Below are 25,703 nucleotides of genomic sequence, written 5' to 3'. Positions count from 1 at the left end.
AGGTAAGTCATGTCGGCCACCAAGAAGCCAGTAAACACTCCGTTGCATTTGCTTCAACAGCTTTCGAGCAGCCTGCTCGAACATCTCGAAGACGCCTGCTCTCAAGCATTGGCAGACGCTGAAAAACTGCTCGCCAAACTCGAGAAACAACGTGGCAAGGCGCAGGAAAAACTGCACAAGTCGCGCACCAAATTGCAGGACGCTGCCGCCGCCGGTAAAGCCAAGGCCCAACGCAAGGCCAAAGACAGCGTGGCCGAGCTCGAATCGCTGCTCGACGCTTTGAAAGATCGTCAGACCGAAACCCGCAGCTACATCCTCAACCTCAAGCGTGATGCTCAGGAAAGCCTGAAGCTGGCCCAAGGCATTGGCCGCGTGAAGGAAGCCGTTGGCAAAGCGCTGAACGATCGCGCTGCAAAACCTCCGGTTCAAGCAGACGCCAAGCCTGTCGCTGTAAAATCGCCTGCAAAACCTGCGGTTAAAGCCGCCCCGGCAAAGCCTGCTGCTAGAACTGCGGTCAAAGCCGTCGCTGAGAAAACCGTTGCTAAAGTGACTGCGAAAACCGTGGCCGCCAAGCCAGCTGCGAGCAAGCCGGCGGCGAAAACGGCTGTTGCCGCGAAATCGGCCGCCAAGCCTGTAGCCAAGAGCACCGCTGCCAAACCGGTTGCCGTGAAAGCCACTGCCAAACCTGCTCCAGCTAAAGCGCCTGCGGCAAAACCAGGCGCCACTGCCGCCGCCAAGCCGGCCGCGAGCAAAATAGCCGCCAAGCCTGCCGTCAAGCCAGCTGCATCGAAACCTGCTGCCGCCAAGCCAGTCGCAGCCAAGCCTGCGGCAAAGCCAGCCGCCACGTCTGTCGCTCCGGCAGCCTCCGCTGCGCCAGCCGCTCCGGCCGCGCCAGCTGCTGATTCGACCTCGAACAGCGCGTCCTAAGCGATATCGGTCCCGGCGCGAAGCAGAATCTGCAACGCGTCGGGACTGGCTTGAGCAGCACCTCCCGCCAGCGCTTCCAGCCACACGCCCGTAGGTTGAGCATCTCGCTCAGGCCAGTCTTTGGTCAGCCGTTGCAAACGCACCAGCAGCTCACGCTCGGCATCGAGCTCCAGGGTTTTCAGTCTGTCGCGTAACGCCTTCAGTTCTTCGTCTTCAATCGCGTCGGCCTTCCAGCGAGTCCGAACATCCCTCAATGGCCCCACCACCTTCTCGTGCCACGGATCGGCCAATTGTCCGATTTGTCTTGCCCGCTCCGGGTCGAACTGCACACCACGCCGGTCCATCCAGACCCCGCACAGCAGCGCGCAGACATTGGCGCCATTGGCTTGCAGGTTCAGGCACGCCTGCTCGACGCCTGGGCGCGCATAGAAATCGAGGGTGAAACTCCATAGGTCCGAAAGCATCGTCATCTACCTGTTTTGGGCGAAGCTGGTAGACTCCGCCGCCATTATGATCAGACTTCAAAGCCTTACCTTACAGCGTGGTCCGCAACGTCTGCTAGAAGACGCCGAGCTGACCCTGCACGCCGGCCAGAAAGCCGGCCTGATCGGCGCCAACGGCGCCGGTAAATCCAGCCTCTTTGCGCTGCTTCGGGGTGAGTTGACCCCCGACAATGGCGATTGCCTGCTGCCCGCCGATTGGCGCATCGCCCACATGCGTCAGGAGGTCGATACCCTCGATCGTCTGGCAGTGGACTACGTTCTTGACGGCGATCTGCGCCTGCGTCAGGTGCAGCATGACCTCGCCGCTGCCGAGGCCGCCCAGGACGGCGCCGCGCAGGCGCGTCTGCATTCGGAGCTCGACAGCGCCGACGGCTACACCGCCGATGCGCGGGCGCGCAAGTTACTGGCAGGTCTGGGCTTTACCAACGAGCAGATGGAGCGCCAGGTCAGCGATTTCTCCGGTGGCTGGCGGATGCGTCTCAACCTGGCGCAGGCGTTGATGTGTCCTTCGGACCTGCTGCTGCTCGATGAACCGACCAACCACTTGGACCTCGATGCCATTCTCTGGCTCGAAGACTGGCTCAAGAGTTACCAGGGCACGCTGCTGCTGATTTCCCACGACCGCGATTTTCTGGATGCGGTGGTCGATCACGTTGCCCACGTCGAGCAGAAAAAGATCACGCTTTATCGCGGCGGTTACAGCGCTTTCGAACGCGCTCGTGCCGAACGCCTGGCCCAGCAACAGCAGGCCTACGACAAACAACAGGCCCAGCGCGCGCACATGGAGAAATTCATCACGCGCTTCAAGGCCCAGGCCACCAAGGCCAAACAGGCCCAGAGCCGGATCAAGGCGCTTGAGCGAATGGAAGAGCTGTCGGCGGCCCACGTCGATTCTCCATTCGACTTCACCTTCCGTGAATCGACCAAGATCTCCAGCCCGCTGATGGATTTATCTGACGCACGACTGGGTTATGGCGACAAAGCCATTTTGCAAAAGGTGAAGCTGCAACTGACGCCGGGTGCACGCATCGGCTTGCTGGGCCCGAACGGTGCCGGTAAGTCCACGCTGATCAAAAACCTCGCGGGCGAACTCGAACCGCTGAGCGGGCGTATGGTGCGCGGCGAAAACACGGTGGTCGGTTACTTCGCGCAGCATCAGCTCGATTCCCTGGACGCCAAGGCCAGTCCGCTGCTGCACCTTCAGCGTATCGCGCCCACCGAGCGCGAACAGGCCTTGCGGGATTTCCTCGGCGGTTTCGATTTCCGCGGTGCGCGCCTCGACGAGCCGGTGCTGAATTTCTCCGGTGGCGAGAAAGCGCGGCTGGCGCTGGCCCTGATTGCATGGGACAAACCCAACCTGCTGCTGCTCGACGAACCGACCAACCACCTGGATCTGGAAATGCGCCTGGCCCTGACCATGGCGCTTCAGGAGTTCAGTGGCGCGGTGCTGGTGGTCTCACACGATCGGCATTTGCTCAAGAGCACGACTGACAACTTTCTTCTCGTCGCCGATGGCCTGGTTCAGGAGTTCGATGGCGATCTGGATGACTATGCGCGATGGCTGGTGGACTACCGCCTGCGCAATGCGCCGGCCAGTAATACACCGGTCAATGTCGACAAGACCGACAAGAAGGCCCAGCGTCAGCAGGCTGCCGCACTGCGCCAGCAACTCGCGCCACACAAACGCGAAGCCGACAAGCTTGAAAAAGAGCTTGGTACGCTGCACGAGAAGCTGGCGAAGATAGAAGTGGCCTTGGGCGACAGCGGTATCTACGAAGCGGCCAACAAAGACAAATTGCGCGACCTGCTGGCCGATCAGGCGAAGCTCAAATCCCGTGAGGCCGAACTCGAAGAAGCCTGGATGGAGGCGCTGGAGTTGCTGGAGTCGATGCAAGCCGAGCTGGAAGCGTTGTCCTGACAGCGTCGCCTGCGTTAGCCGTCTACCGCAGGCGACCGTTACAGCTGTCTGGCAAGTCGCCGCAACAGTCAGAAATAACTGGCCTTCAAGGGCCCGGAAACACTAGGTTAAGCGTAGATTTCGTTGCCTGAGGTGTGTGATGTCGCTCGAAACATGGTTGGGGTTCTTCGCCGCTTGCTGGGTTATCAGCCTGTCTCCGGGCGCGGGCGCTATTGCCTCGATGTCCAGCGGTCTGCAATACGGGTTCTGGCGTGGCTACTGGAACGCGCTGGGCCTGCAGATCGCCCTTGTCGTGCAGATCGCTGTGGTCGCCGTAGGGCTTGGCGCGGTTCTGGCCACTTCGGCGCTGGCGTTCACCCTGATTAAATGGTTCGGCGTTGCCTACCTGGTCTATCTGGGCATCAAACAGTGGCGTGCGCTGCCTAGCGATCTGGCGGATGAGTCAGCTGTCCGGCCGGTGGGCAAGCCGCTTGTGCTCATGGCCCGCGGCTTTCTGGTGAACATCAGTAACCCCAAGGCGCTGGTGTTCATCCTGGCGATCCTGCCGCAGTTCATCGACACGCATCTGCCGCTGCTGCCGCAATACCTGATCATCGCCTCGACCATGGTCTGCGTGGATCTGATCGTCATGGCGGGCTACACCGGGCTTGCTTCGAAAGTGCTCCGCGCCCTCAAAACCCCCAAACAGCAGCGTCGAATGAACCGCACCTTCGCCGGATTGTTCGTCAGCGCCGCGGCCTTCCTCGCCACCTTGCATAGGGCTTGAGTCGGCGAAAGCCGGTCCCACTGGATGCACACGATGTCTCAGTGGGACCGGCTTCAGCCGGGAAGGGGCCATCGGCAGCGCCCTATTTTTGCAGTGTGACACCTGACGTCTTTTCGGCTGAAGCCGGTCCCCCTGGAGGAATACGTGCTGTCAGTAGGACCGGCTTCAGCCGGGAAGAGGCCATCGGCAGCGCCCTATTTTTGCAGTGTGACACCTGACGTCTTCCCGGCTGAAGCCAGTCCTACTAACGAAGCGCGGTGCTTTCTGTGGGACCGGCTTTAGCCGGGAAGAGGCCATTGGCAGCACCCTCATTTTTGCGGTGTGACACCTGACGTGTTCCCGGCTGAAGCCAGTCCCACAGTTGAGTCATAGCCATCAACTCAGCGCTTGAGTCCTCAGCGCCTAACATGAACAATGGCAACCCGTCGCATTCCTGATTGAGATCCACCCTCATGTTCCGCTCCCGCTTTTTGACCTGCCTGAGCCTCGTGCTGTTGAGCCTGTTCAGCGCCAGTGCCTGCGCAGCGCCTGCCGAGGACGCGGCTCAGGCGTTGCATTTACTCGATTACGTCGGAGCGGACTACCCGGCGACGATCGCGGACGGCAAGGTCGTGGATGACGCCGGATACCGCGAGCAGCTGGAATCTCTCGCGGCGCTGCAGGGCACGATCGCCGCGTTACCCGCCAAGCCAGAGTGGGCAGCGCTGGAGCAGGGCCTCACAGCGCTGATGAATGCGGTCAACCAGAAGCAGGACGGCGCTCAAGTGTCCCGTCAGGCGCGTCAGCTCGGCGCAAAGCTGGCAGTGGCGTACGAAGTCAGTCAGGCCCCAGTGATTACCCCGGATCCCGCCCGTGGCGCACCCTTGTATGCGCAGTATTGTTCGGTGTGCCATGGCGATGCGGGCGCAGGCGACGGTCCCGCCGGGATAGGCCTTTTGCCGCCGCCCTCGAACCTCCGTGACGCGGTGCGGCTCGACCGCCTGAGTCTCTACGACATCTACAACACCCTCGGTCTGGGCCTTGAAGGCACTGAAATGCCAGCCTTCGCGGACCAATTGGATGACCGCCAGCGTTGGGACCTCGCCACTTACATCGCAGGCTTCAGCGCGGATTCTGCTGCGAAGCAGGACAAGCCCTACAACCTCGCTGATCTGGCGCGGCAGACACCGGCAGAAGTCAGCGCCAGCGAAGGGCCGCAAGCCGCTGCCAGCTTCCGTGCCCAGCGCGCGCAGCCGCCGCAGGTTCAACGCGGCCCGGCGCAGCTGCTCGACTACACCAGCGCAACTCTGGACAAGAGTCTCGCCGCGTACCAGGCCGGCGATCGCGAGCAGGCGTATGACCTGTCCGTCGCAGCGTATCTGGAGGGCTTCGAGCTGGTCGAAAGCTCGCTGGACAACGTCGACGCCACCGTGCGCAAGGACACAGAAAAAGCGCTCATGGCCTATCGGCAGTCGTTGCAGGACGGCCTGCCCGCAGCACAAGCGGCGCAGAAGCTCGATGATGCCAAGGTCAAGCTCAAGGAATCGGCCGATTTGCTTGGCAGCGATGGCCTGAGCACCACATTGAGCTTCATCTCCGGTTTGCTGATCCTGCTGCGCGAAGGGCTGGAAGCGATTCTCGTGCTCGCCGCCATTCTCGCGTTCCTGCGCAACACCGGTCAGCAATCGGCGGTGCGCAGCGTCAACATTGGTTGGGGGCTGGCGTTGCTGGCGGGCCTGGGCACCTGGGCGCTGGCAGCGTACGTGATCGATGTCAGCGGTTCGCAGCGCGAGCTATTGGAGGGCGCCACCGCGCTGTTCGCCAGCGTCATGGTGCTGTGGCTGGGCGTGTGGATGCACGACCGACGTCATGCCGCCGCTTGGCAGGATTACATCAAGAGCAGCCTGGTAGGCGGCGGTGGCCGTTTTGGTTTTGCGGTGCTGGCGTTCTTCTCGGTCTATCGCGAGCTGTTCGAAGTCATTCTGTTCTACGAGACCCTGTGGCTGCAGGCAGGCCCCGCCGGCCACAACGCCGTCTTGGCGGGAGGCGCCACGGCGCTGGTGCTGCTTGTCGGCTTGGCGTGGGTGATCTTGCGGGGTTCGGCGAAGCTGCCGCTGACGCTGTTCTTCGGCATCAATGCTGCGCTGCTGTGCGCGCTGTCGGTGGTGTTCGCCGGCCATGGCGTCAAGGCGCTGCAGGAAGCCGGGATTTTCGGAACGCGTCCGGTACCGTTCTTCGATTTCGACTGGCTTGGGATCCACGCCGACGCCTATTCGCTCGGTGCGCAAGCCATAGCGTTGTTGGCGATTGTGGTGCTGTATGGCCGCAGCCGGATAGCTGAGAAGCGCCGAGCGGCTGCTGCATAAATTCATTTCTGGAATTGGAGTCGCTTATGCGCGTCTGGATCGATGCCGACGCCTGCCCCAAGGCCGCGAAGGACCTGGTCATCAAGTTCGCCCTCAAGCGCAAGTTTGAAGTGGTGCTGGTGGCGGGGCAGAGTCAGATCAAGCCGAGCCTGACCCTGGTGAAGTTGATCGTAGTGCCCAGCGGGCCGGATGCGGCTGACGATTATCTGGTGGAGCATGCCGTGCCGGGCGAGCTGGTGATCTGCAGCGATGTGCCCTTGGCTGATCGGCTGGTCAAGAAGGGCGTTGCGGCGCTCGATCCCCGGGGCAAGGAGTTCGATGCGCAGAACATGGGTCAGCGCCTGGCGATGCGTAATCTCTTCACAGATCTGCGCGAGCAAGGCCAGGCGAGCGGCGGGCAGGGCGCCTATGGCGAGCGGGAGAAACAGGCCTTCGCCAATTGCCTGGACCGGATCCTGACGCGGCTGGCCCGCGAGTATCCCGCGCCGCCAGCAGGCGAGAGCCATTAGGGCCGAGTCAGGGTGGGCAGTGGATGTGTCACCCGCCCCGCTTTAAAAGATCAGTCGGCGAGACGGTCATCATTTTCCTGTACCAGCTCCAGGACCCGATCCACCAGCTTGTTGATTCCGGACGCTGCTTCGCCGATGGACGTGGCGACCATGTAAGCGGGCGTGCTCACCAACTTGCGGTCCTTGTCTTCAACGATTTCCGTCACCTCGCACTCTTGGTGAGTGCCGCCCATGCGGTTGATCGCTGCAGCGGTATCGGCATCGTTGCCGATCGTGCAGGTGACGCCGGGGCCGTAGATTTTGGCGGCCAGCGCAGGCGATACGCAGATGAGCCCGATGGGTTTGCCGGCTGCCGCAAACGCTTCGGCCATTGCCAGCACTTCAGCCTGGACCTTGCAGCCAGCGCCTTGGGTGGAGAAGTTCGACAGGTTTTTCGCGGCACCGAAGCCGCCGGGGATGATCAATGCGTCGAATTCAGTGACGTCGGCTTCGCGGAGGTCTTCAATGGCGCCGCGGGCGATGCGGGCTGATTCGACCAGCACGTTGCGCGATTCGGGCATCTCTTCGCCGGTCAGATGATTGATGACGTGGTGCTGGGGAATATTGGGTGCAAAGCACTTTACGACTGCGCCGCGCTGATCAAGGCGCAGCAGCGTGAGCACGCTTTCGTGGATTTCCGCGCCGTCGTAAACGCCACAGCCAGAAAGAATAACGGCCACTGTTTTGGTCATTCGCGTGTTCCTCCTTCGGGCGCTCCGGCCATTTGCCGGTTACGCAGGTCAGCATTGCGCTGATTGTCGCAAGCCATGAACCTAAGACAACGCCGTCAGCGAATGTCTCCGGATTCATCGGCCTGCGCCGAGGATTTACTCATCAGGGGTGTTTCTGGCTTCTACCTTGGCTTCGGCATTGGCCGCAACGGCCAGCTTCTCTTCCCGGGCGATGCGCGCATTTTTGATGCGGCGGCGAATCCACAGCAGCACACCGATCACCAGCAATGCGCCCAAGACCCAAAGCTCGTATTTCTTGACGTTGCCCAGCAGGCCTTCGAGCACGGAGCCGAACTTGTACGCCGCTGCGCCCAACGCTGCTGCCCATACCGCTGCGCCGATGCCGTTGAGCAACAGGTAGCGCCCCGGCGGATAGCCGGACAGGCCGATGGCGACCGGCATAACCGTGCGCAAGCCGTAAACAAAGCGGAAGCTCAGCACCCAGATGTCGGGGTGGCGGCGGATATGCTCCAGCGCGCGATCGCCCATCAACTGCCAGCGAGGCTTGCGCGCCAGAAGCTTGCGGCCATGCTTGCGCCCCATGAAATACCAGAGCTGGTCGCCGGCGTAGCTGCCGAAGAAGGCAACCACCACGACCAGATTGATATCCATGTATCCGCGGAACGCAAGAAAGCCGGCAAGCACCAAAATGGTCTCGCCTTCAAAAAAGGTCCCGAGGAAAAGGGCGAAGTAGCCAAATTCTTGTAAAAAATGCTGGAGCATCATTTGGGTGCTGGCGAAATGAACGCGCAGCCTAACGCGCCCAAGGCATTCAGGAAAGTATGCAATGTGTCACCGCGTTAAAGTTTCCTACGTTCGGGAGCGATTGTTCGCGCGAAGAGCAGGTTTGTGTCTCACACGTTACGTCGCAATTACGCTTGTCACGCAAGCGTCATAATCGCCACTTATAAATGTCACGCTTGCCCGTCTGGATGGGCTCGGAGCCCCTCCTTGCACATTGCCCTCCACCTGGCACCACCCGAATGTTTGCAGGTCAGGGCTTGCACCGTACGGAGAAATTCGTAGCGTGGAGAGTCAAACCGCTCACAGCATCGAGCCTGACGCCGGTCGCCCCGCCGCACGACATCGAGTCAGGCTGCAAACATCTTCAGAACCGCCACGCCTTGGGCGTGACCGTTGCCCCACGCTGTACGTCACCACTGTTGTGGCGCAAGCGGCATTCCGACATCGGCCGTATGCGCGGCCCAACTGTTACAAGGCCAATTGCCTTACAGGATTATTCATGAGCACCGAAGGATCTACCGAAGCCGCAGTCGAGCTTGACCCTCAGCCTGTCAACCAGCCGCCCGTCAACCAAGAGGTCACTGCCGTGGTCGAGCCGACCATTGAAGTGGTCCCCGCGCTGGAACCGCCTCATCCAGCTCCGCATATCATCGCGGTGCCCAATCTGGATGACAGCAGTCTCTACATCCATCGGGAGCTGTCGCAGCTGCAGTTCAACATCCGCGTGTTGGAACAGGCGCTGGACGAGTCCTACCCTCTGCTCGAGCGGCTCAAGTTCCTGCTGATCTTCTCCAGCAACCTCGACGAATTCTTCGAAATCCGCGTCGCCGGCCTCAAAAAGCAAATCACCTTCGCCCGCGAACAGGCTGGCGCTGACGGCCTGCAGCCTCATCAGGCGCTGGCGCGCATCAGCGAACTGGTTCACGGCCATGTGGATCGCCAGTACGCCATTCTCAACGACATCTTGTTGCCCGAGCTGGAAAAGCATCAAGTGCGCTTCATCCGGCGTCGCAACTGGAATGCCAAGATCAAGGCCTGGGTGCGCCGTTATTTCCGTGACGAGATCGCGCCGATCATCACGCCGATCGGTCTGGACCCGACGCACCCGTTCCCGCTGCTGGTGAACAAGTCGCTGAACTTCATCGTTGAGCTGGAGGGCATCGATGCCTTCGGTCGCGATTCCGGTCTGGCGATCATCCCGGCACCGCGCCTGTTGCCGCGCATCATCAAGGTGCCGGAAGACGTGGGCGGCACGGGCGATAACTATGTGTTCCTGTCGTCGATGATTCACGCCCATGCCGATGACCTGTTCCAGGGCATGAAGGTCAAGGGCTGCTACCAGTTCCGTCTGACCCGGAACGCTGACCTGGCCCTCGATTCCGAAGACGTGGAAGACCTTGCCCGCGCGCTGCGTGGCGAGCTGTTCTCCCGTCGCTACGGCGATGCGGTGCGTCTGGAAGTGGCAGACACCTGCCCGAAACTGCTGTCGGACTACCTGCTCAAACAGTTCAACCTGAGCGAGACCGAGCTGTATCAGGTCAATGGCCCGGTGAACCTGACGCGGTTGTTCAGCATCACTGGCCTGGACAGTCACCCCGAGCTGCAGTACATGCCGTTTACCCCGGCGATTCCAAAGCTGCTGCAGAACAGCGAAAACATTTTCAACGTCATCAGCAAGCAGGACATTCTGCTGCTGCACCCGTTCGAGTCCTTCACGCCGGTCGTCGACCTGCTGCGCCAGGCGGCAAAGGACCCTCACGTGCTGGCCGTGCGGCAGACGCTGTATCGCAGCGGCGCCAATTCGGAAATCGTCGATGCGCTGGTCGATGCCGCGCGCAACGGCAAAGAAGTCACCGCCGTTATTGAGCTGCGTGCGCGTTTTGACGAAGAGTCGAACCTGCAACTGGCGAGCCGCCTGCAAGCGGCGGGTGCAGTCGTGATCTACGGTGTGGTCGGTTACAAGACCCACGCCAAGATGATGCTGATCCTGCGCCGTGAGGCCGGCGAGATCGTCCGCTACGCGCATTTGGGCACCGGCAACTATCACGCCGGCAACGCGCGTCTCTATACCGACTACAGCCTGCTGACCTCGGACGATGCGCTGTGTGAAGACGTTGGCAAGCTGTTCAGCCAGTTGATCGGCATGGGTAAGACGCTGCGGATGAAGAAGCTGCTGCACGCGCCGTTCACCCTGAAGAAAGGCATGCTGGACATGATTGGCCGGGAGACGCAGTTGGCGTCCGAGGGCAAGCCTGCGCACATCATCGCCAAGTTCAACTCGCTGACCGACCCGAAGATCATTCGCGCGCTGTACAAGGCCAGTCAGACCGGGGTCAAGATCGACCTCGTCGTGCGCGGCATGTGCTGCCTGCGTCCTGGCGTGCCGGGCGTGTCCCACAACATTCAGGTGCGCTCGATCATCGGGCGCTTCCTTGAGCACACGCGGGTCTTTTACTTCCTCAATGGCGGCGACGAGCAGATGTTCCTGTCGAGCGCCGACTGGATGGAGCGCAACCTCGATAAGCGCGTCGAGACCTGCTTCCCGGTGGAAGGCAAGAAGCTGATCTTGCGTGTGAAGAAAGAGCTGGAAGGGTACCTGACCGACAACACCCATAGCTGGCTGCTGCAGCCGGACGGGCGCTACATTCGCAGCACCCCGACCGGCAACCAGAACGCCCGCAATGTGCAGGCGAGTCTGCTTGAGAAGCTCAGCAATCCGGTCCTCAGCGTACGTTGAGGATGATGCCGACTCGGGTCAGCCACTCCGCTTCGAGCGCGAAGTCGGCCTGAGTCAGCTGGTTGTTTTCCAGCCAGCCATCCGGGAACACGATGTCCAGGTGGTTATCGTTGGCGGTCAGCACAGGCTGCGGCATCTCCTGGGTGCCGCGAATGTGGTGAAACAGGATCGCGAAACGCAGCAGCACGCACAGACGAATCAGCTTCACGCCTTCGTTGCCGAATTCGGCAAATTTGTCCTTCGGAATATTACGGCGGTGACCGCGCACGAGCAGGCCAAGCATTTGCTGGTCCTCGCGGGAAAAGCCGGCCAGGTCCGAGTGCTCGATCAGGTACGCGCCATGCTTGTGGTAGTGGTAGTGGGCGATGTCCAGACCCACTTCATGCACTTTGGCGGCCCAGCTCAGTAACTCGCGATACGAATTATCCTCAAGCTCCCACGCCTTCGCCACTTGCTCCAGCGCCGACAGCGCTTTGCGCTCGACACGGGCGGCTTGTTCGAGATCGACGTGGTAGCGCTCCATCAGCGAGCTGAGGGTGCGTTCGCGCACGTCTTCGTGATGATGACGGCCGAGCAGGTCGTAGAGCACGCCTTCACGCAGTGCGCCTTCGCAATGGTCCATGCGCTTGAGGTCGAGGGCATCGAAGATGGCTTCGAGAATCGCCAGCCCCGCCGGGAAGATCGCCCGACGATCAGGCTTGAGGCCTTCGAAATCGATCTTGTCCACTTCTCCCAGCTTCATTAGCTTGCGCTTGAGCCAGGCCAGGCCTTCGGCGTTGACCTCGCCATTGCCGTGGCCGCCCGCCTTCAGCGCCAGGCCGATGGCGCGAATAGTGCCGGACGAGCCGATGGCCTCATCCCATGTCAGACGATGCAGCGCGTGCTCGATGCTCATGATCTCCAACCGCGCGGCGGTGTAGGCCTGAGCGTAGCGCGCGGGTGTGATCTTGCCGTCCTTGAAATAACGCTGAGTGAAGCTGACGCAGCCCATCTGCAGGCTTTCGCGCAGCAGCGGTTCAAAGCGCTGGCCGATGATGAACTCGGTGCTGCCGCCGCCGATGTCGGCGACCAGGCGTTTGCCGGGCGTGTCGGCCAGGGTGTGGGAGACGCCGAGGTAGATCAGGCGCGCTTCTTCACGGCCGGAGATGACCTCGACCGGATGGCCGAGGATTTCTTCGGCGCGGTGGATGAATTCGTTGCGGTTGCGGGCCTCGCGCAAGGCGTTGGTGCCAACGATGCGCACGGCGCCGGGCGGCATACCGTTGATCAGCTGGGCGAAACGCTTGAGGCAGTCGAGCCCGCGCTGCATGGATTCTTCGCTGAGGCGGCGGTCGTCATCGATCCCCGCGGCCAGCTGCACTTTCTCACCGAGCCGCTCAAGGATGCGAATTTCGCCCTCATTGGCTTTGGCGACAACCATGTGGAAGCTGTTGGAGCCCAGGTCGATCGCGGCGATCAGCGAGAGTTTTTTGGCTGTGGATAGCGGCATGGTCAAAAGGTCTCGGTCGATAACCCCGACATCGTGCCACGATCCATCCCCGTCGCCAAACCGGCAACGCCTCGCGGATGCATTTGCGGCACGAGCATCGCTGTTTGGTGGGACCGGCTTCAGCCGGGAAGAGGCCGGTGGGTGCAACATCAATTTGCGGCATGGCAACTGACGCTTTCCCGGCTAAAGCTAGTCCTACAATTTGAGCTAAAGCCGGTCCTGCACCCGGGCTCAAGCCTGCTCGACTGAGCCAATAAAATTCGCCAACTCGGGCGTCTTCGGGTTGGCCATTAATTCTTTCGGGTCGCCCACTTCATGCACCTTGCCCTGATGCATGAACACCAGCTTGTCGCCCACTTCGCGGGCGAAGCGCATTTCGTGGGTCACCATGATCAGCGTCATGCCGTCTTTGGCCAGCTCGCGAACGACGGCGAGGACTTCGTTGACCAGCTCCGGGTCGAGTGCCGAGGTGATCTCGTCGCACAGCAGCACCTTGGGCGACATCGCCAGCGCACGGGCAATCGCCACGCGCTGTTGCTGACCGCCAGACAACCGGTCCGGAAACGCGTCGAATTTCTCGCCCAGGCCAACGCGATTCAGCATTTCCTTTGCCAGCCTGGTCGCTTCAGCTTTGGAGACCTTCTTCACCACCTGTGGCGCGAGCATCACGTTCTCGCCCACGGTCAGGTGCGGAAACAGGTTGAATTGCTGGAAGACCATGCCGACTTTCTGTCTCAGGCTGCGCAGATCAGCCCGCGCGGCGTCGAGGTATTCGCCGTCGACCTCGATCACGCCGTCATTGATCGACTCCAGTCCGTTGAGCGTGCGTAGCAGCGTGCTTTTGCCGGAACCGCTGCGCCCGATGATCGCCACGACCTGGCCTTCCTCGACGCTGAGATCGATACCCTTGAGCACGTGGTGGTCGCCGTAGTACTTGTGCAGGGCGGAAATTCTAAGCAGAGGCATGAAGTCTCCTTTCCAGGTAGCGCGCGCTGAGCGACAACGGATAGCAAAGCAGGAAGTAGCCCAGGGCGACGAAGCCGTAGACCATGAAGGGCTGGAACGTGGCATTGGCGAGCATGCCGCCGGTTTTGGTCAGCTCGGTAAAGCCGATGATCGAAGTCACCGCTGTGCCTTTGACCACCTGCACCGAGAACCCCACTGTCGGCGCCACCGCGATGCGCAACGCCTGCGGCAGAATCACATAACGCAGTTGCTCGAAAGGTGTCAGCGCCAGGCTGGCGGAAGCTTCCCACTGGCCGTTGGAGATCGACTCCACGCACCCCCGCCAGATTTCAGCCAGATAGGCGCTGGTGAACAATGTCAACGCCAGCGCCGCCGCGAGCCAGGGTGAAATGTCTATGCCCATCAGCGCCACGCCGAAGAACACCAGAAACAGCTGCATCAACAGCGGCGTGCCTTGAAACAGCTCGATGTAGCAGCGTGCCAGCCTGCGCGGGGCCGCTTTTTCGGAGATGCGCAGGGTCATCACCAGCAACCCGATCACGCCGCCGCCGATGAACGCCACCAGCGACAATGCCAGCGTCCATTGCAGCCCGGTCAGCAAATTGCGCACGACGTCCCATAGGGTGAAATCCATCAGCGGCTCCTCGCGATGTAGCGTCGGCCGATCCACGCCAGCAACTGACGCACCAGCAGCGCCATGCACAGGTAGATCAGCGTGGTGATGATGTACGTCTCAAACGCGCGGAAATTGCGCGACTGAATGAAGTTCGCGGCAAAGCTCAGCTCCTCGGTGGCGATCTGCGAACAGACGGCCGAGCCCAGCATCACGATGATGATCTGGCTGCTCAGCGCCGGCCAGACCTTACCCAGCGCCGGGACCAACACGACATGGCGAAACGTCTCGAAGCGCGTCATTGCCAGCGCGGCCGACGCTTCGATCTGGCCGCTCGGAATGGCCTGCACACCTGCGCGGATGATCTCCGTCGAATAGGCGCCGAGGTTGATGACCATCGCCAGCACCGCAGCCTGCCACTCGGATATCTGCAGCCCCAGGGACGGCAGCCCGAAGAAAATGAAAAACAGCTGCACCAGAAACGGCGTATTGCGGATCAGCTCGACGTAGACACCGAAAACGGCCGAGAACGGCTGGATTTTCCATGCTCTGACCACCGCCCCGACAATGCCGAGACTGACGCCGAGCAGGGTGCCGATGGCGGTCAGTTCCAGCGTGAACAGCGCGCCGCGCAGGAGCAGGTCAGTGTTTTGCAGGACCGGAATGAAGTCGAACTGATAAGCCATTTATGCGCCTCGGCAGTCGATGATCAGAGGTCGGCAGGCAATGGCTGCTTGAGCCAGGTCTGCGCGTTCTTTTCCAGCGAGCCGTCTTGTTTCGCCGCTTCGAGAATCTCGTTCACTTTGGCGAGCAACTCGGGTTGACCTTTGTTCACACCTACGTAGACCGGCGAGTCCTTGAGCTTCACTTTCAGTTCAGGGATGCGCTTGGGGTTCTTCTCGCTGATGGCGACCATGACCACGTTGCCGCTGGCGATCAGATCGGTCTGCTTGGCCAGGTAGGCCGCGATGGTCGAGTTGTTGTCTTCGAAGCGTTTGATCGTGACTTCCTTCGGAGCGACGGCGGTCAGCTCGATGTCCTCGATGGCGCCGCGGGTCACGCTGATGGTTTTGCCCTTCAGGTCGTCCACGGTTTTGATCGCGTCTTCCGGCGGCCCGAACACAGCGAGGTAGAACGGTGCGTAGGCGCGGGAGAAGTCGATGACCTTTTCGCGATCCGGGTTTTTACCGAGGCTGGAAATCACCAGGTCAACCTTGCCAGTGGTCAGATACGGGATGCGGTTGGTGCTGTTGACCGGCGTCAGCTCAAGCTTGACCTTCAACTGATTGGCGATGAGTTGTGCGGTGTCGATGTCCAGACCGCGCGGTTTCATGTCGGGGCCGACCGAGCCAAAGGGAGGGAAGTCTTGCGGAACGGCGACTTTCAACGTGCCGCGGGCGGTTACATCATCCAGGCCGGTAGCGTGGGCGGGAGCCTGGCCGAGCATGAGGCTGGCAAACAGGGCGGCGAGCAGGGCGCTGTAACGCTGGGTCATGGGGTGTCTCCGAATCGATCAGTGTGTAGGCAAAGCCCAAATGATGGCCAAGCACCAGTGCACAGCCCATGCCAGCCGCTCGCTCGCGACCATGGAATGCGGGCCGCATGCACGATCCGGTCTAACTGGTCTGAACAGTGAGTGCGAAGGGCGCCCCGCTTTGGCGCGCCTGAAAGGCCCGGCGCCCCTCGCTTGGGCGTCACTTGCCGGATGCCTCCGGGGGCGATACAAGGGGTTTTACCCACGGTTTACGCACGTTGATCGCCATGCATCCGAGCCCTGTAGCAGTGCCTGAAGCCGCCTTCCAGGCGATCCGCAAATTGATCGCCGAGCAAGGCTATGTCCCCGGCGATAGCCTGCCATCCCAGCGGGATCTGGCAATTCGTCTGGGCGTCAGTCGCGCTTCGTTGCGTGAGGCGTTGTCGTCACTGAGCGCTTTGGGGCTGGTCAGTGTTCAGCCCGGCAAAGGTGTTTTCGTGCAGGCGGTTTCTGAACCACAACGGAGCACGAGTGGATTTTCCTGGCCGTATGCAGCGCACGCCTCGCCCGCAGAGACTTTCCAGTTGCGCTATGCGCTGGAAGGGTTTGCCGCCGGGCTTGCAGCGGTCACGCTGACCGCCGACGAGCGCGATGTGTTGGAAGACAACGTCGAGGCCATGCGCCTTGAACTCAAGGCAGGGGATTTTGACTGCGCGGCCCGGCTGGACTTTGATTTCCACCGGCGCATCCTCGTCGCCAGTGGCAATCAGGCCATTCTGGGGATCATCACCGCCAGCGCCGACATTTTTCTGGAGAGCCAGAAGCTTCCTTTTATTCGGGCGGGCAGGGCGATGGAGACTTGGCAGGAGCACCGCAAGATCCTGCGGGCGCTGGCGCGAAACGCGTCTGGCCCGGCTCAGAAGGCCATGCAAGAGCACATTCGGGGCGCGGCGTTACGCACCGGCATCGTGTTCGTCGCTCCCTCAGGCTGAATACCGTCGATTGAGGCAACCCTGTCGAGTCATAGCGAGAGACAATCAACCTCGGCTTCCTGTCACCGCGCGACACAGTTATGATGGCCCACGTTTTTTGCCTATGACCTCGGAGAAATCTCATGAGTAACGACCTGATCAAACACGTCAGCGACGCGAGCTTCGAAGCCGATGTCCTGAAGGCCAGCGGCCCTGTACTGGTCGATTACTGGGCTGAATGGTGTGGCCCGTGCAAGATGATTGCTCCGGTTCTGGACGACATCGCTACTACCTACGAAGGCAAGCTGACCATTGCCAAGCTCAACATCGATGACAACCAGGAAACCCCAAGCAAGCACGGCGTTCGTGGTATCCCGACGCTGATGCTGTTCAAGGACGGTCAAGTTGCGGCGACCAAGGTCGGCGCATTGTCCAAGTCACAGTTGCAGGCGTTCCTCGACGCCAATATCTGATGACGTTAAAGCCCCGCAAATCGCGGGGTTTTTTTCTGGCGTCGTACTAGACGCTTAGAAAATCAAGTGGTACATTCGGCCCCGCAACGGCTTCTCCGTTGCCCCCTGCTAGCCGTCGCCGACCGTCTCCTTTCGATTTGCACGCGATCCTGTCGCCTTCTCTGCGGCGCGGCCTCATTAAGCCAAAAGCTTAATTTCCCCCTCCATACATGATTACGTCATTCCTATATGAACCTGACTGAACTCAAGCAAAAGCCTATTACCGATCTGCTCGAAATGGCCGAACAGATGGGCATAGAAAATATGGCCCGTTCGCGCAAGCAGGACGTGATTTTCTCCCTGCTGAAGAAGCACGCGAAAAGCGGCGAGGAAATCTCGGGTGACGGCGTGCTGGAGATCCTCCAGGATGGCTTCGGCTTCCTTCGTTCTGCAGACGCCTCTTACCTCGCCGGCCCAGACGACATTTACGTCTCGCCCAGCCAGATCCGCCGCTTCAACCTGCGTACGGGCGACACCATTGTCGGCAAGATCCGTCCGCCGAAGGAAGGCGAGCGTTACTTCGCACTGCTCAAGGTCGACACCATCAACTTCGACCGTCCGGAAAACGCGAAGAACAAGATCCTGTTCGAAAACCTGACGCCGCTGTTCCCGACCATTCGCATGAAGATGGAAGCCGGTAACGGTTCCACGGAAGACCTCACCGGTCGCGTCATCGATCTGTGTGCCCCGATCGGTAAAGGTCAGCGCGGTTTGATCGTTGCTCCGCCAAAAGCGGGCAAGACCATCATGCTGCAGAACATCGCGTCGAACATCACGCGCAACAACCCTGAAGTCCATTTGATCGTTCTGTTGATCGATGAGCGTCCGGAAGAAGTGACCGAAATGCAGCGCACCGTGCGCGGCGAAGTGGTTGCGTCCACCTTCGACGAGCCACCGACCCGTCACGTGCAGGTCGCCGAAATGGTGATCGAAAAGGCCAAGCGCCTGGTCGAGCACAAGAAAGACGTGGTCATCCTGCTCGACTCCATCACCCGTCTGGCTCGCGCCTACAACACTGTCATTCCGAGCTCCGGCAAGGTCCTGACCGGTGGTGTCGATGCACACGCCCTTGAGAAGCCAAAGCGTTTCTTCGGTGCGGCACGTAACATCGAAGAAGGCGGCTCGCTGACCATCATCGCCACCGCGCTGGTTGAAACCGGCTCGAAGATGGACGAAGTGATCTACGAAGAATTCAAAGGCACCGGCAACATGGAGCTGCCTCTGGATCGCAAGATCGCAGAAAAGCGCGTCTTCCCGGCCATCAACATCAACCGCTCCGGCACACGCCGCGAAGAGTTGCTGACGGCCGACGACGAGCTGCAGCGCATGTGGATTCTGCGCAAGCTGCTGCATCCCATGGATGAAGTCGCAGCCATCGAGTTCTTGATCGACAAGCTGAAACAGACCAAGACCAACGATGAGTTCTTCCTGTCGATGAAGCGCAAGTAACACCGCGCTGAACCGAATGTAGAAAGATGGTGTCCTTTTGGGCACCATTTTTTTTGACCTTTTTCCTAGATCTCTCCCGTAGACAAGGAGCGTCATGCACACGTTTGGCAATCGCCGTGATATCGATGGGCTGCGAGCCTTGGCCGTGGTCCCGGTGCTGTTGTTTCACTTCGGTCTTGGCCTGAACGGTGGGTTCGTCGGCGTCGACGTGTTTTTCGTCATCTCCGGCTTCCTGATCACGTCCATCATCTTCCGCGAGATCAGCGCAGGACGCTTCAGCTTCGTCGACTTCTGGGCCCGTCGAGCGCGGCGTATCGTCCCTGCCGTCACCGTTGTCGTGCTGGCCACGCTGGCGTTTGGCTGGATATTGCTGACGCCCAAGGACTACGCCGAGCTGGGCCGGGAAGTGCGCTATCAGTCGATGTTCATGTCCAACCTGTTGTTCATGCGCCAGGACGGCTACTTCGATTCCGCTTCAGACTTCAAACCACTCCTTCACACCTGGTCGCTGGCGGTGGAAGAGCAGTACTACATTTTCTTTCCATTGCTGATGGTTCTGGCGACGCGGTACGTACGGCATTGGCGCTGGTTGCTGCTTGGCTTGCTGGTGCTGTCGTTCGGGCTGAACATCTGGGCGATGAAGCACAAACCCGAAGCCGCGTTCTTTCTGCTGCCGATGCGTGCATGGGAGCTGCTGTGCGGGGCGATGCTGGCCGTCGCGCCGACGCCCAAAGACCGGCTGCCGAGCTGGCTTTATCAAGCGATCAGCCTGAGCGGTTTTGCTGCAGTGGTGCTGGCGATGCTGAGCTTTGACAAAACCACTCAATTCCCCGGCTGGGCGGCGCTGCTGCCGGTGCTGGGCACGACCGCGATGATCTGGGCCAACGGTCATCCCGCGTCATGGGTAGGGCGCTTCCTGAGTATCAAACCGTTGGTGGCGATCGGGCTTATTTCCTACTCGCTGTACCTGTGGCACTGGCCTATTCATGTCTACGCCAACGCCATTTCCGCCGACGGTATTTCCGATCTGGAAGCGATCGGCTGGATCCTGCTGGCGGCTGTGCTTGCCTGGCTGAGCTGGCGGTTCGTCGAGCTCCCATTCCGTGAGCGCCGCGTATTGGCCGGCCGCAAGCCGATACTGATTGGCGGCCTGCTGACCCTGGCTGTGCTGGCGCTGATGGGGCAGGCGGTGCGCTCCAATGAAGGTGTGCCGCAACGCCTGTCGGGTCAGGCGCTTACGTATGCGCAGTCGCGGGAGTGGGGCGCCGGGCAGATGGACTGCTTCCTGCTGGGATCGAAGAAAAGCAAAGACCTGGACAAGCTCTGTCAAGCGGGGGGCAGCGCGGACGCCGCGCCGTCCCATCTGATCTGGGGCGACAGTCATGCAGCGGCCTTGTGGCCTGGGGTCAGAAGCGCGGCCGAGCAAGCTCGCACGCCTGTCTGGCTGGCGAGCATGAGCGGATGCGCGCCGCTTGTCAGCACTGCAACAAGCAAACGTTGTCAGGACTTCAACGTCCTGAACGTCGAGCGCGTTCGAGCACAGAAAATCCCTGACGTGACGCTGGCCGCACGCTGGAGTTTGTATATCTACGGCCTGGAAGACGGCAACAAGAGCAACGTGCTGCTGAAACACGAATCCATTCCCCGAAACGAAGCGTATTTCGCCGATGCTTTGAAAGCGCAGATCGCTGAATTGCGGGCTGCCGGCGCGCAGGTATGGCTGTTCAAGGAGGTGCCGCAGCAGCGCAAGGGATCCATCGAAAGATTGAGCAGTCTGGCGCGGGTTGGGCTTTCCGCTGCACAGGTTGGACGGCCGGCAGCGGAGCTCGATGCGCGGCAAGCGTTCATCAATCAGCTGTTTGCCACCCTTAGCGAAGCGGATCCGGGCGTTCACCTGATTGATCCAAAACCGCTGCTGTGTGAGGGCGGCCTTTGCCGTGCCGAAGTCGACGGGCATTCTCTGTACAAGGACGAAGATCACCTGTCCGATCTGGGCGGCGAGAAGATGCAGCCGCTGTTCACACCGGTATTCCGCGCAACACCGCGCATTTGAGTGGGACACAAGCTGCCGTCTGCGGTCAGAGCAGGTAGGATGTGCATCTATTTGGTGAGTGGCCGGGTTAATGAAATTCAAGGATCTACGGGATTTCGTGCAGCAGCTTGAGCAGCGCGGAGAGTTGAAACGCATTCAGGTACCCATTTCCCCTGTACTGGAAATGACCGAAATCTGCGACCGGACCCTGCGCGCCAAGGGGCCGGCACTGCTGTTCGAAAAGCCGACGGGTTTCGACATTCCGGTGCTTGGCAATCTGTTCGGCACACCCGAGCGCGTCGCCATGGGCATGGGTGCCGAATCGGTGTCCGAACTACGGGAAATCGGCAAGCTGCTGGCGTTCCTCAAAGAGCCCGAGCCACCCAAGGGCTTGAAAGACGCTTGGTCCAAGCTGCCTATCTTCAGAAAAGTCATCGCCATGGCGCCGAAAGTCGTCAAGGATGCCCCGTGTCAGGAAATCGTAATCGAGGGCGACGACGTCGACCTTGGCATGCTGCCGGTGCAGACCTGCTGGCCCGGCGATGTCGGCCCGCTGATCACGTGGGGCCTGACGGTCACTCGCGGGCCCAATAAAGAACGGCAGAATCTGGGCATCTACCGCCAGCAGGTAATCGGCCGCAACAAGGTGATCATGCGCTGGCTCAGCCATCGTGGCGGCGCGCTGGATTTCAAGGACTGGTGCGACAAGCACCCGGGTCAGCCATTTCCGGTGTCCGTGGCGTTGGGCGCTGACCCGGCCACCATTCTCGGCGCCGTTACGCCAGTGCCTGACAGCCTCTCCGAGTACGCATTCGCCGGCCTGCTGCGTGGCAACCGTACCGAGCTGATCAAGTGCCGTGGCAACGACCTCCAGGTCCCGGCCAGTGCAGAGATCGTCCTCGAGGGCGTGATTCATCCCGGCGAAATGGCCGATGAAGGCCCGTACGGCGATCACACCGGCTATTACAACGAGGTCGACAGCTTCCCGGTCTTCACGGTCGAACGGATCACCCATCGCATCAAGCCGATTTACCACAGCACCTACACAGGCCGGCCGCCTGACGAGCCCGCGATTTTGGGCGTCGCGCTGAATGAAGTGTTCGTGCCGATCCTGCAGAAGCAGTTCCCGGAGATCGTCGACTTCTACCTGCCGCCCGAGGGTTGCTCATACCGCATGGCGGTCGTGACGATCAAGAAGCAGTACCCCGGCCATGCGAAGCGCGTGATGTTGGGCGTCTGGTCGTTTTTGCGACAGTTCATGTACACCAAGTTCGTTATCGTTACCGATGACGACATCAATGCCCGTGACTGGAATGACGTCATCTGGGCGATCACCACGCGCATGGATCCCAAGCGCGACACGGTGATGATCGACAACACGCCAATCGACTACCTCGATTTCGCCTCGCCGGTCTCAGGTCTCGGCTCGAAAATGGGGCTCGATGCCACCCATAAGTGGCCGGGCGAAACCACCCGTGAATGGGGTCGCGCTATCGTCAAGGACGAAGCGGTGACCCGCCGGATCGATGAAATCTGGACTCAGCTGGGAATTGATTGATGCGTGTAACCTTGCAGCCATCGGGCGCGGTCATCGAGACATTGCCAGGCGAGCGGATCCTCGACGCCGCTCAACGTCTGGGCTACGAATGCCCTCAGAGCTGTCGCAACGGCAATTGTCACATCTGTTCCGCGCTGCTAGTTGAAGGCAGCGTCGAGCAGGCTGGAGAGATCCGCAACCACGGCGAAATCTATACGTGCCTGGCGGTGCCGCAGGAAGACTGCGTCGTGCTGTGGGACAGCGTTCTGGCGCTCGGTGAGCTACCGGTGCGCACGTTTGCTTGCCAGGTCAGCGAGTGTGTGGAAGTGGGCGGCGATGTCTGGCGCGTCATGCTCAGAGCGCCTGCAGGCAAGCCGCCGCGTTATCACGCCGGCCAGTACCTGATGATCCATCGGGACGACGGCGAGAAATCCGCATTTTCAATGGCCTCAGCGCCGGAGAGCGGGCGAGATCTGGAATTTCACGTGCTTGCCCGTGAGGCGAGTGCGCAAAATCTGATCAAGCAGCTGCAGCGCGATGGCATGGCGCGGGTTGACCTGCCCTTCGGTGATACTCACCTGGGCGAATTGCCCGATGGTCCGCTGGTATTGATCGCGGCAGGCACCGGTATGGGGCAGATGCACAGCCTGATCGAGCATTGCCGCTCCAAAGGCTTTCCGTATCCGGTACATGTGTATTGGGGAATGCGCCGTCCGGAAGATTTTTACCAGCTCAAGCACTGGGATGAATGGCAGACGCTGCCCAACCTGTTCCTGCACAAAGTTGTCAGTGACCTGTGCGGTTGGGAAGGGCGCTGCGGCATGCTGCACGAGGCGGTCTGCGAGGACTTCAGCGATCTGAAGTCCCTTTATGTGTACGCCAGCGGTTCACCGGCGATGGTCTATTCGACCCTGGATGCGCTGGTGCTGGCGGGCATGGACGCGCATCAAATGCGTGCCGATGTCTTCGCTTATGCGCCGAGACCCTGAAGCGCAGCCACTCGTTGACGCAGGATGTGGACAGCGTATTGCATGACTGTTTGTCAGATAACGGTTTCTCCGGCGTGACCCACGCGCCGGAGACCGAGTCACAACGTCACACTGCCTGCGATGCCGTCTGATTGTTCATTCGTTGTTGCCAGACCCGTTTCATGAGTGTTCAGCGTTGCACCGGCGTCAGCCTTGCCGGTGGGGGGAACCAGATGGGTAATCAAATCAATATCCTGGCGGAAGCTGTCCATGACGGCTTGGGGTTGTCCTACCCGCCGGTCATCGATCTTGGGCCGAAGCTCACCCGGGAACAGCTTCTTGCCTCTATCCACGCCACGATGAGTCGTCACCAGGGCGGCCCAATCTGGTTATTCGCTTACGGATCATTGATCTGGCGGCCCGAGTGCAGCGCCGTCGAGCGTCAGCGCGGTCGGGTCCACGGCTATCACCGTGGTCTCTACCTCTGGTCCCACGAACACCGGGGCACGCCCGAGCAGCCAGGGCTGGTCTTCGGTCTCGACCGCGGCGGCTCCTGCAGCGGCTTCGCGTACCGTTTGCCCGAAGACAATATCGACGAGTCCCTGCTGGCGTTGTGGCAGAGAGAAATGCCGTTCCCGTCCTATCGCCCACACTGGCTCAACTGCCGACTTGAAGACGGCACCAAGGTGCAGGCTTTGGGGTTTGTGCTGGAGCGGCATCTGCCCAGTTACGCCGGCAACCTGCCAGACAGCGTGCTCACCCAGGTGCTGGCCAATGCCAGCGGGCGGTACGGGACCACGTGGGAATATGTCGAGCAAACCATCCACGCGCTGCGCACCCACGCCATGCCGGACCTGAGCCTGGAGGCGCGATTCAAGCGCTGCAGGCCGGTGTTGTTGGCGATATAGCATCTGGTCCGAAAAAGGCTTGATCAGCGCACTGACCAAGCCATTTCGTTTGAGACTTAAGCCATCTCCTCTCGCGACTGGCTCGCCACCCGCGTATGGCGCAGCGTCGGCACCAGGAACGCTATCGCGAGGATGCAAGCGGACACCAAAAGCACGAAGCCGCCGTCCCAGCCGAAGTGGTCAACCGTGTAGCCCATCAGCGCGCTGGCGGCGACCGAGCCACCGAGATAGCCGAACAGGCCTGTGAACCCTGCTGCGGTGCCAGCGGCTTTCTTCGGAGCCAGCTCAAGCGCCTGCAAGCCGACCAGCATGACCGGGCCGTAGATCAGGAAGCCGATCGAGACCAGCGCAATCATGTCGACGGTGGGGTTGCCTGGCGGGTTGAGCCAGTAGACCAGCGTCGCGACGGTCACCATCGCCATGAACACGATGCCGGTCAGGCCACGGTTGCCACGGAAGATCTTGTCGGACATCCAGCCGCACAGCAGCGTGCCCGGAATACCTGCCCACTCATAGAAGAAGTAGGCCCACGAGGTCTTGTCGACGTCGAAGTGTTTGGCTTCTTTCAGGTACGTTGGCGCCCAGTCCAGCACGCCATAACGCAGCAGGTAGACGAACACGTTGGCCAGCGCGATGTACCAGAGCATTTTGTTGCGCAGGACGTATTTGACGAAGATCTCTTTAGCAGTGAATTCCTCTTCGTGGCTCGCGTCGTAGCCTTCCGGGTAGTCGTTCTTGTAGTCCTCGACCGGCGGCAAGCCCACAGATTGCGGGGTGTCGCGCATGGTCACGAAGGCAAACAGGGCGACGAATAGGGCAACCGCCGCAGGCACGTAAAACGCTGCGTGCCAGTCGTTGGTCCAGCCAAGCCCAAGCAGGAACAGCGGGCCGATCAAGCCGCCGCCGACGTTGTGCGCCACGTTCCACACCGACACTACGCCGCCTCGTTCCTTCTGCGACCACCAGTGCACCATCGTGCGTCCGCTTGGCGGCCAGCCCATGCCCTGCGCCCATCCGTTGATGAACAGCAGAATGAACATGATCGTCACGCTGGACGTCGCCCAGGGTGCGAATCCGAACACGAACATCACCAGCGCGGAAATCAACAGCCCGAATGGCAGGAAGTAACGCGGATTGGAGCGATCCGACACCAGTCCCATCAGGAATTTCGACAGCCCGTACGCAATGGCGATCGCCGAGATCGCAAGCCCCAGCTGACCCCGTGTGTATCCCTCATCGATCAGGTAGGGCATGGCCAGCGAGAAATTCTTGCGAAGCAAGTAGTAGCCGGCGTAACCGAAGAAGATACCGGCGAAAATCTGCCAGCGAAGGCGGCGGTAGGTGGAGTCGACACGCTCCGCAGGCAGCGGAGCCTGATGCGCGGCAGGACGGAAAAAGGCAAACATCGGGACACTCCATTTATTTTCTTGTTATGCGAATCCGAATATTACATTTTCGTTACAGAAAATAGGAAGGCTTCTCATCGGATAAAAATGGCGTAAACACGGGCCGAGAGGGAATTCCTTTGCGAACATCCCGTTTGTGCAGGGCTGCCCAACGATGGG

General features: G+C 60.6%; 22 protein-coding genes. 13 read left to right on the top strand and 9 right to left on the bottom strand.

Annotated features, from left to right (window positions below):
* Positions 1-9 precede the first annotated feature (9 nt).
* Positions 10-927 carry an AlgP family protein gene (locus AC0Z8Z_RS20360; protein WP_485620303.1) on the top strand — a complete coding sequence of 306 codons (918 nt, stop codon included), beginning with the start codon at positions 10-12 and terminating at the stop codon, positions 925-927.
* Here the strand turns inward: AC0Z8Z_RS20360 and AC0Z8Z_RS20355 are convergent.
* Positions 924-1,391, bottom strand: a complete 468-nt coding sequence (locus tag AC0Z8Z_RS20355) for a TIGR02444 family protein (RefSeq protein ID WP_485620302.1) — start codon at positions 1,389-1,391, stop codon at positions 924-926. The genes AC0Z8Z_RS20360 and AC0Z8Z_RS20355 overlap by 4 nt on opposite strands.
* A 46-nt stretch (positions 1,392-1,437) precedes the next feature.
* Between AC0Z8Z_RS20355 and AC0Z8Z_RS20350 the strand changes: the two genes are divergently transcribed.
* The 4 genes from AC0Z8Z_RS20350 (at position 1,438) to AC0Z8Z_RS20335 (ending at position 6,968) form a co-directional block, all read left to right on the top strand.
* Positions 1,438-3,348 (top strand): ATP-binding cassette domain-containing protein, encoded by a 1,911-nt coding sequence (locus AC0Z8Z_RS20350; protein ID WP_272629612.1) that lies wholly within the window; start codon positions 1,438-1,440, stop codon positions 3,346-3,348.
* 139 nt (positions 3,349-3,487) lie between these two features.
* Positions 3,488-4,114, top strand: a complete 627-nt coding sequence (locus tag AC0Z8Z_RS20345) for a LysE family transporter (protein ID WP_122534115.1) — start codon at positions 3,488-3,490, stop codon at positions 4,112-4,114.
* 452 nt (positions 4,115-4,566) lie between these two features.
* A complete protein-coding gene (locus AC0Z8Z_RS20340; RefSeq protein WP_485620301.1) occupies positions 4,567-6,459 on the top strand; it encodes an FTR1 family protein in 1,893 nt (630 codons plus the stop codon).
* A gap of 26 nt (positions 6,460-6,485) precedes the next feature.
* Positions 6,486-6,968 (top strand): YaiI/YqxD family protein, encoded by a 483-nt coding sequence (locus AC0Z8Z_RS20335; RefSeq protein WP_172610306.1) that lies wholly within the window; start codon positions 6,486-6,488, stop codon positions 6,966-6,968.
* Between the two features lie 50 nt (positions 6,969-7,018).
* Here the strand turns inward: AC0Z8Z_RS20335 and elbB are convergent, their stop codons facing one another.
* Both elbB and AC0Z8Z_RS20325 read right to left on the bottom strand, forming a co-directional pair.
* Complete coding sequence (gene elbB, locus AC0Z8Z_RS20330) at positions 7,019-7,699, bottom strand: isoprenoid biosynthesis glyoxalase ElbB (RefSeq protein ID WP_485620300.1); 681 nt, start codon at positions 7,697-7,699, stop codon at positions 7,019-7,021.
* 135 nt (positions 7,700-7,834) lie between these two features.
* Positions 7,835-8,464, bottom strand: a complete 630-nt coding sequence (locus tag AC0Z8Z_RS20325; protein WP_240356798.1) for a DedA family protein — start codon at positions 8,462-8,464, stop codon at positions 7,835-7,837.
* A 517-nt stretch (positions 8,465-8,981) separates the two neighbouring features.
* Between AC0Z8Z_RS20325 and ppk1 the strand changes: the two genes are divergently transcribed.
* The gene (gene ppk1, locus AC0Z8Z_RS20320; protein ID WP_485620299.1) at positions 8,982-11,219 is read left to right on the top strand and encodes a polyphosphate kinase 1; all 2,238 of its coding nucleotides are present in this window, start codon (positions 8,982-8,984) and stop codon (positions 11,217-11,219) included.
* On the opposite strand, the gene ppx is transcribed toward ppk1, so the two are convergent.
* The 5 genes from ppx to AC0Z8Z_RS20295 form a co-directional block, all read right to left on the bottom strand.
* On the bottom strand, positions 11,206-12,708 hold the full coding sequence (gene ppx, locus AC0Z8Z_RS20315; RefSeq protein ID WP_122623515.1) for an exopolyphosphatase: 1,503 nt from the start codon (positions 12,706-12,708) through the stop codon (positions 11,206-11,208). The two genes, ppk1 and ppx, sit on opposite strands and share 14 nt — an antisense overlap.
* A 231-nt stretch (positions 12,709-12,939) precedes the next feature.
* The gene (locus tag AC0Z8Z_RS20310; protein ID WP_122534109.1) at positions 12,940-13,674 is read right to left on the bottom strand and encodes an amino acid ABC transporter ATP-binding protein; all 735 of its coding nucleotides are present in this window, start codon (positions 13,672-13,674) and stop codon (positions 12,940-12,942) included.
* Entirely contained in the window at positions 13,661-14,311 is a 651-nt protein-coding gene (locus AC0Z8Z_RS20305; protein ID WP_172613005.1) for an amino acid ABC transporter permease, read from the bottom strand. The genes AC0Z8Z_RS20310 and AC0Z8Z_RS20305 overlap by 14 nt, the downstream gene beginning before the upstream one ends.
* Complete coding sequence (locus tag AC0Z8Z_RS20300; protein WP_485620298.1) at positions 14,308-14,973, bottom strand: amino acid ABC transporter permease; 666 nt, start codon at positions 14,971-14,973, stop codon at positions 14,308-14,310. The genes AC0Z8Z_RS20305 and AC0Z8Z_RS20300 overlap by 4 nt, the downstream gene beginning before the upstream one ends.
* Before the next feature lie 23 nt (positions 14,974-14,996).
* A complete protein-coding gene (locus tag AC0Z8Z_RS20295; RefSeq protein ID WP_485620297.1) occupies positions 14,997-15,782 on the bottom strand; it encodes a transporter substrate-binding domain-containing protein in 786 nt (261 codons plus the stop codon).
* A 266-nt stretch (positions 15,783-16,048) separates the two neighbouring features.
* On the opposite strand from AC0Z8Z_RS20295, the gene AC0Z8Z_RS20290 reads away from it, so the two are divergent.
* The 7 genes from AC0Z8Z_RS20290 (at position 16,049) to AC0Z8Z_RS20260 (ending at position 24,138) form a co-directional block, all read left to right on the top strand.
* On the top strand, positions 16,049-16,753 hold the full coding sequence (locus AC0Z8Z_RS20290) for a FadR/GntR family transcriptional regulator (RefSeq protein ID WP_485620296.1): 705 nt from the start codon (positions 16,049-16,051) through the stop codon (positions 16,751-16,753).
* A 122-nt stretch (positions 16,754-16,875) separates the two neighbouring features.
* Positions 16,876-17,205 carry a thioredoxin TrxA gene (gene trxA / locus AC0Z8Z_RS20285; RefSeq protein ID WP_172610313.1) on the top strand — a complete coding sequence of 110 codons (330 nt, stop codon included), beginning with the start codon at positions 16,876-16,878 and terminating at the stop codon, positions 17,203-17,205.
* 228 nt (positions 17,206-17,433) lie between these two features.
* Positions 17,434-18,693, top strand: a complete 1,260-nt coding sequence (rho, locus tag AC0Z8Z_RS20280) for a transcription termination factor Rho (protein WP_037016529.1) — start codon at positions 17,434-17,436, stop codon at positions 18,691-18,693.
* A 94-nt stretch (positions 18,694-18,787) separates the two neighbouring features.
* A complete protein-coding gene (locus AC0Z8Z_RS20275; RefSeq protein WP_485620295.1) occupies positions 18,788-20,746 on the top strand; it encodes an acyltransferase family protein in 1,959 nt (652 codons plus the stop codon).
* Positions 20,747-20,816: 70 nt separating this feature from the next.
* Positions 20,817-22,283 carry a 4-hydroxy-3-polyprenylbenzoate decarboxylase gene (gene ubiD / locus AC0Z8Z_RS20270; protein ID WP_122534102.1) on the top strand — a complete coding sequence of 489 codons (1,467 nt, stop codon included), beginning with the start codon at positions 20,817-20,819 and terminating at the stop codon, positions 22,281-22,283.
* The gene (locus tag AC0Z8Z_RS20265) at positions 22,283-23,251 is read left to right on the top strand and encodes a CDP-6-deoxy-delta-3,4-glucoseen reductase (protein WP_172610315.1); all 969 of its coding nucleotides are present in this window, start codon (positions 22,283-22,285) and stop codon (positions 23,249-23,251) included. The genes ubiD and AC0Z8Z_RS20265 overlap by 1 nt, the downstream gene beginning before the upstream one ends.
* 212 nt (positions 23,252-23,463) lie before the next feature.
* Positions 23,464-24,138, top strand: a complete 675-nt coding sequence (locus tag AC0Z8Z_RS20260) for a gamma-glutamylcyclotransferase (RefSeq protein WP_172613006.1) — start codon at positions 23,464-23,466, stop codon at positions 24,136-24,138.
* A gap of 56 nt (positions 24,139-24,194) precedes the next feature.
* Here AC0Z8Z_RS20260 and glpT read toward each other — a convergent pair whose 3' ends face one another.
* Positions 24,195-25,544: a glycerol-3-phosphate transporter gene (glpT, locus tag AC0Z8Z_RS20255; RefSeq protein WP_172610318.1), complete on the bottom strand. Its 1,350-nt coding sequence runs from the start codon at positions 25,542-25,544 to the stop codon at positions 24,195-24,197.
* Positions 25,545-25,703 lie beyond the last annotated feature (159 nt).

It is taken from the genome of Pseudomonas sp. 1L-C-7-B-C1, from assembly GCF_057291635.1.
Note: the sequence above shows the minus strand (reverse complement) of the source record. Positions and strands in the feature narration are given on the sequence as shown.

Bases quoted from the DNA above. Each gene is read 5' to 3' on its own strand.
- AC0Z8Z_RS20310 (WP_122534109.1), bottom strand. From the start codon at position 13,674: ATGCCTCTGCTTAGAATTTCCGCCCTGCACAAGTACTACGGCGACCAC.
- AC0Z8Z_RS20360 (WP_485620303.1), top strand. From the start codon at position 10: ATGTCGGCCACCAAGAAGCCAGTAAACACTCCGTTGCATTTGCTTCAA.
- ubiD (WP_122534102.1), top strand. From the start codon at position 20,817: ATGAAATTCAAGGATCTACGGGATTTCGTGCAGCAGCTTGAGCAGCGC.
- AC0Z8Z_RS20350 (WP_272629612.1), top strand. From the start codon at position 1,438: ATGATCAGACTTCAAAGCCTTACCTTACAGCGTGGTCCGCAACGTCTG.
- AC0Z8Z_RS20340 (WP_485620301.1), top strand. From the start codon at position 4,567: ATGTTCCGCTCCCGCTTTTTGACCTGCCTGAGCCTCGTGCTGTTGAGC.
- elbB (WP_485620300.1), bottom strand. From the start codon at position 7,699: ATGACCAAAACAGTGGCCGTTATTCTTTCTGGCTGTGGCGTTTACGAC.
- AC0Z8Z_RS20345 (WP_122534115.1), top strand. From the start codon at position 3,488: ATGTCGCTCGAAACATGGTTGGGGTTCTTCGCCGCTTGCTGGGTTATC.
- AC0Z8Z_RS20295 (WP_485620297.1), bottom strand. From the start codon at position 15,782: ATGACCCAGCGTTACAGCGCCCTGCTCGCCGCCCTGTTTGCCAGCCTC.
- trxA (WP_172610313.1), top strand. From the start codon at position 16,876: ATGAGTAACGACCTGATCAAACACGTCAGCGACGCGAGCTTCGAAGCC.
- AC0Z8Z_RS20325 (WP_240356798.1), bottom strand. From the start codon at position 8,464: ATGATGCTCCAGCATTTTTTACAAGAATTTGGCTACTTCGCCCTTTTC.
- AC0Z8Z_RS20300 (WP_485620298.1), bottom strand. From the start codon at position 14,973: ATGGCTTATCAGTTCGACTTCATTCCGGTCCTGCAAAACACTGACCTG.
- ppk1 (WP_485620299.1), top strand. From the start codon at position 8,982: ATGAGCACCGAAGGATCTACCGAAGCCGCAGTCGAGCTTGACCCTCAG.
- AC0Z8Z_RS20335 (WP_172610306.1), top strand. From the start codon at position 6,486: ATGCGCGTCTGGATCGATGCCGACGCCTGCCCCAAGGCCGCGAAGGAC.
- AC0Z8Z_RS20265 (WP_172610315.1), top strand. From the start codon at position 22,283: ATGCGTGTAACCTTGCAGCCATCGGGCGCGGTCATCGAGACATTGCCA.
- glpT (WP_172610318.1), bottom strand. From the start codon at position 25,544: ATGTTTGCCTTTTTCCGTCCTGCCGCGCATCAGGCTCCGCTGCCTGCG.
- AC0Z8Z_RS20260 (WP_172613006.1), top strand. From the start codon at position 23,464: ATGGGTAATCAAATCAATATCCTGGCGGAAGCTGTCCATGACGGCTTG.
- rho (WP_037016529.1), top strand. From the start codon at position 17,434: ATGAACCTGACTGAACTCAAGCAAAAGCCTATTACCGATCTGCTCGAA.
- AC0Z8Z_RS20355 (WP_485620302.1), bottom strand. From the start codon at position 1,391: ATGCTTTCGGACCTATGGAGTTTCACCCTCGATTTCTATGCGCGCCCA.
- ppx (WP_122623515.1), bottom strand. From the start codon at position 12,708: ATGCCGCTATCCACAGCCAAAAAACTCTCGCTGATCGCCGCGATCGAC.
- AC0Z8Z_RS20290 (WP_485620296.1), top strand. From the start codon at position 16,049: ATGCATCCGAGCCCTGTAGCAGTGCCTGAAGCCGCCTTCCAGGCGATC.
- AC0Z8Z_RS20275 (WP_485620295.1), top strand. From the start codon at position 18,788: ATGCACACGTTTGGCAATCGCCGTGATATCGATGGGCTGCGAGCCTTG.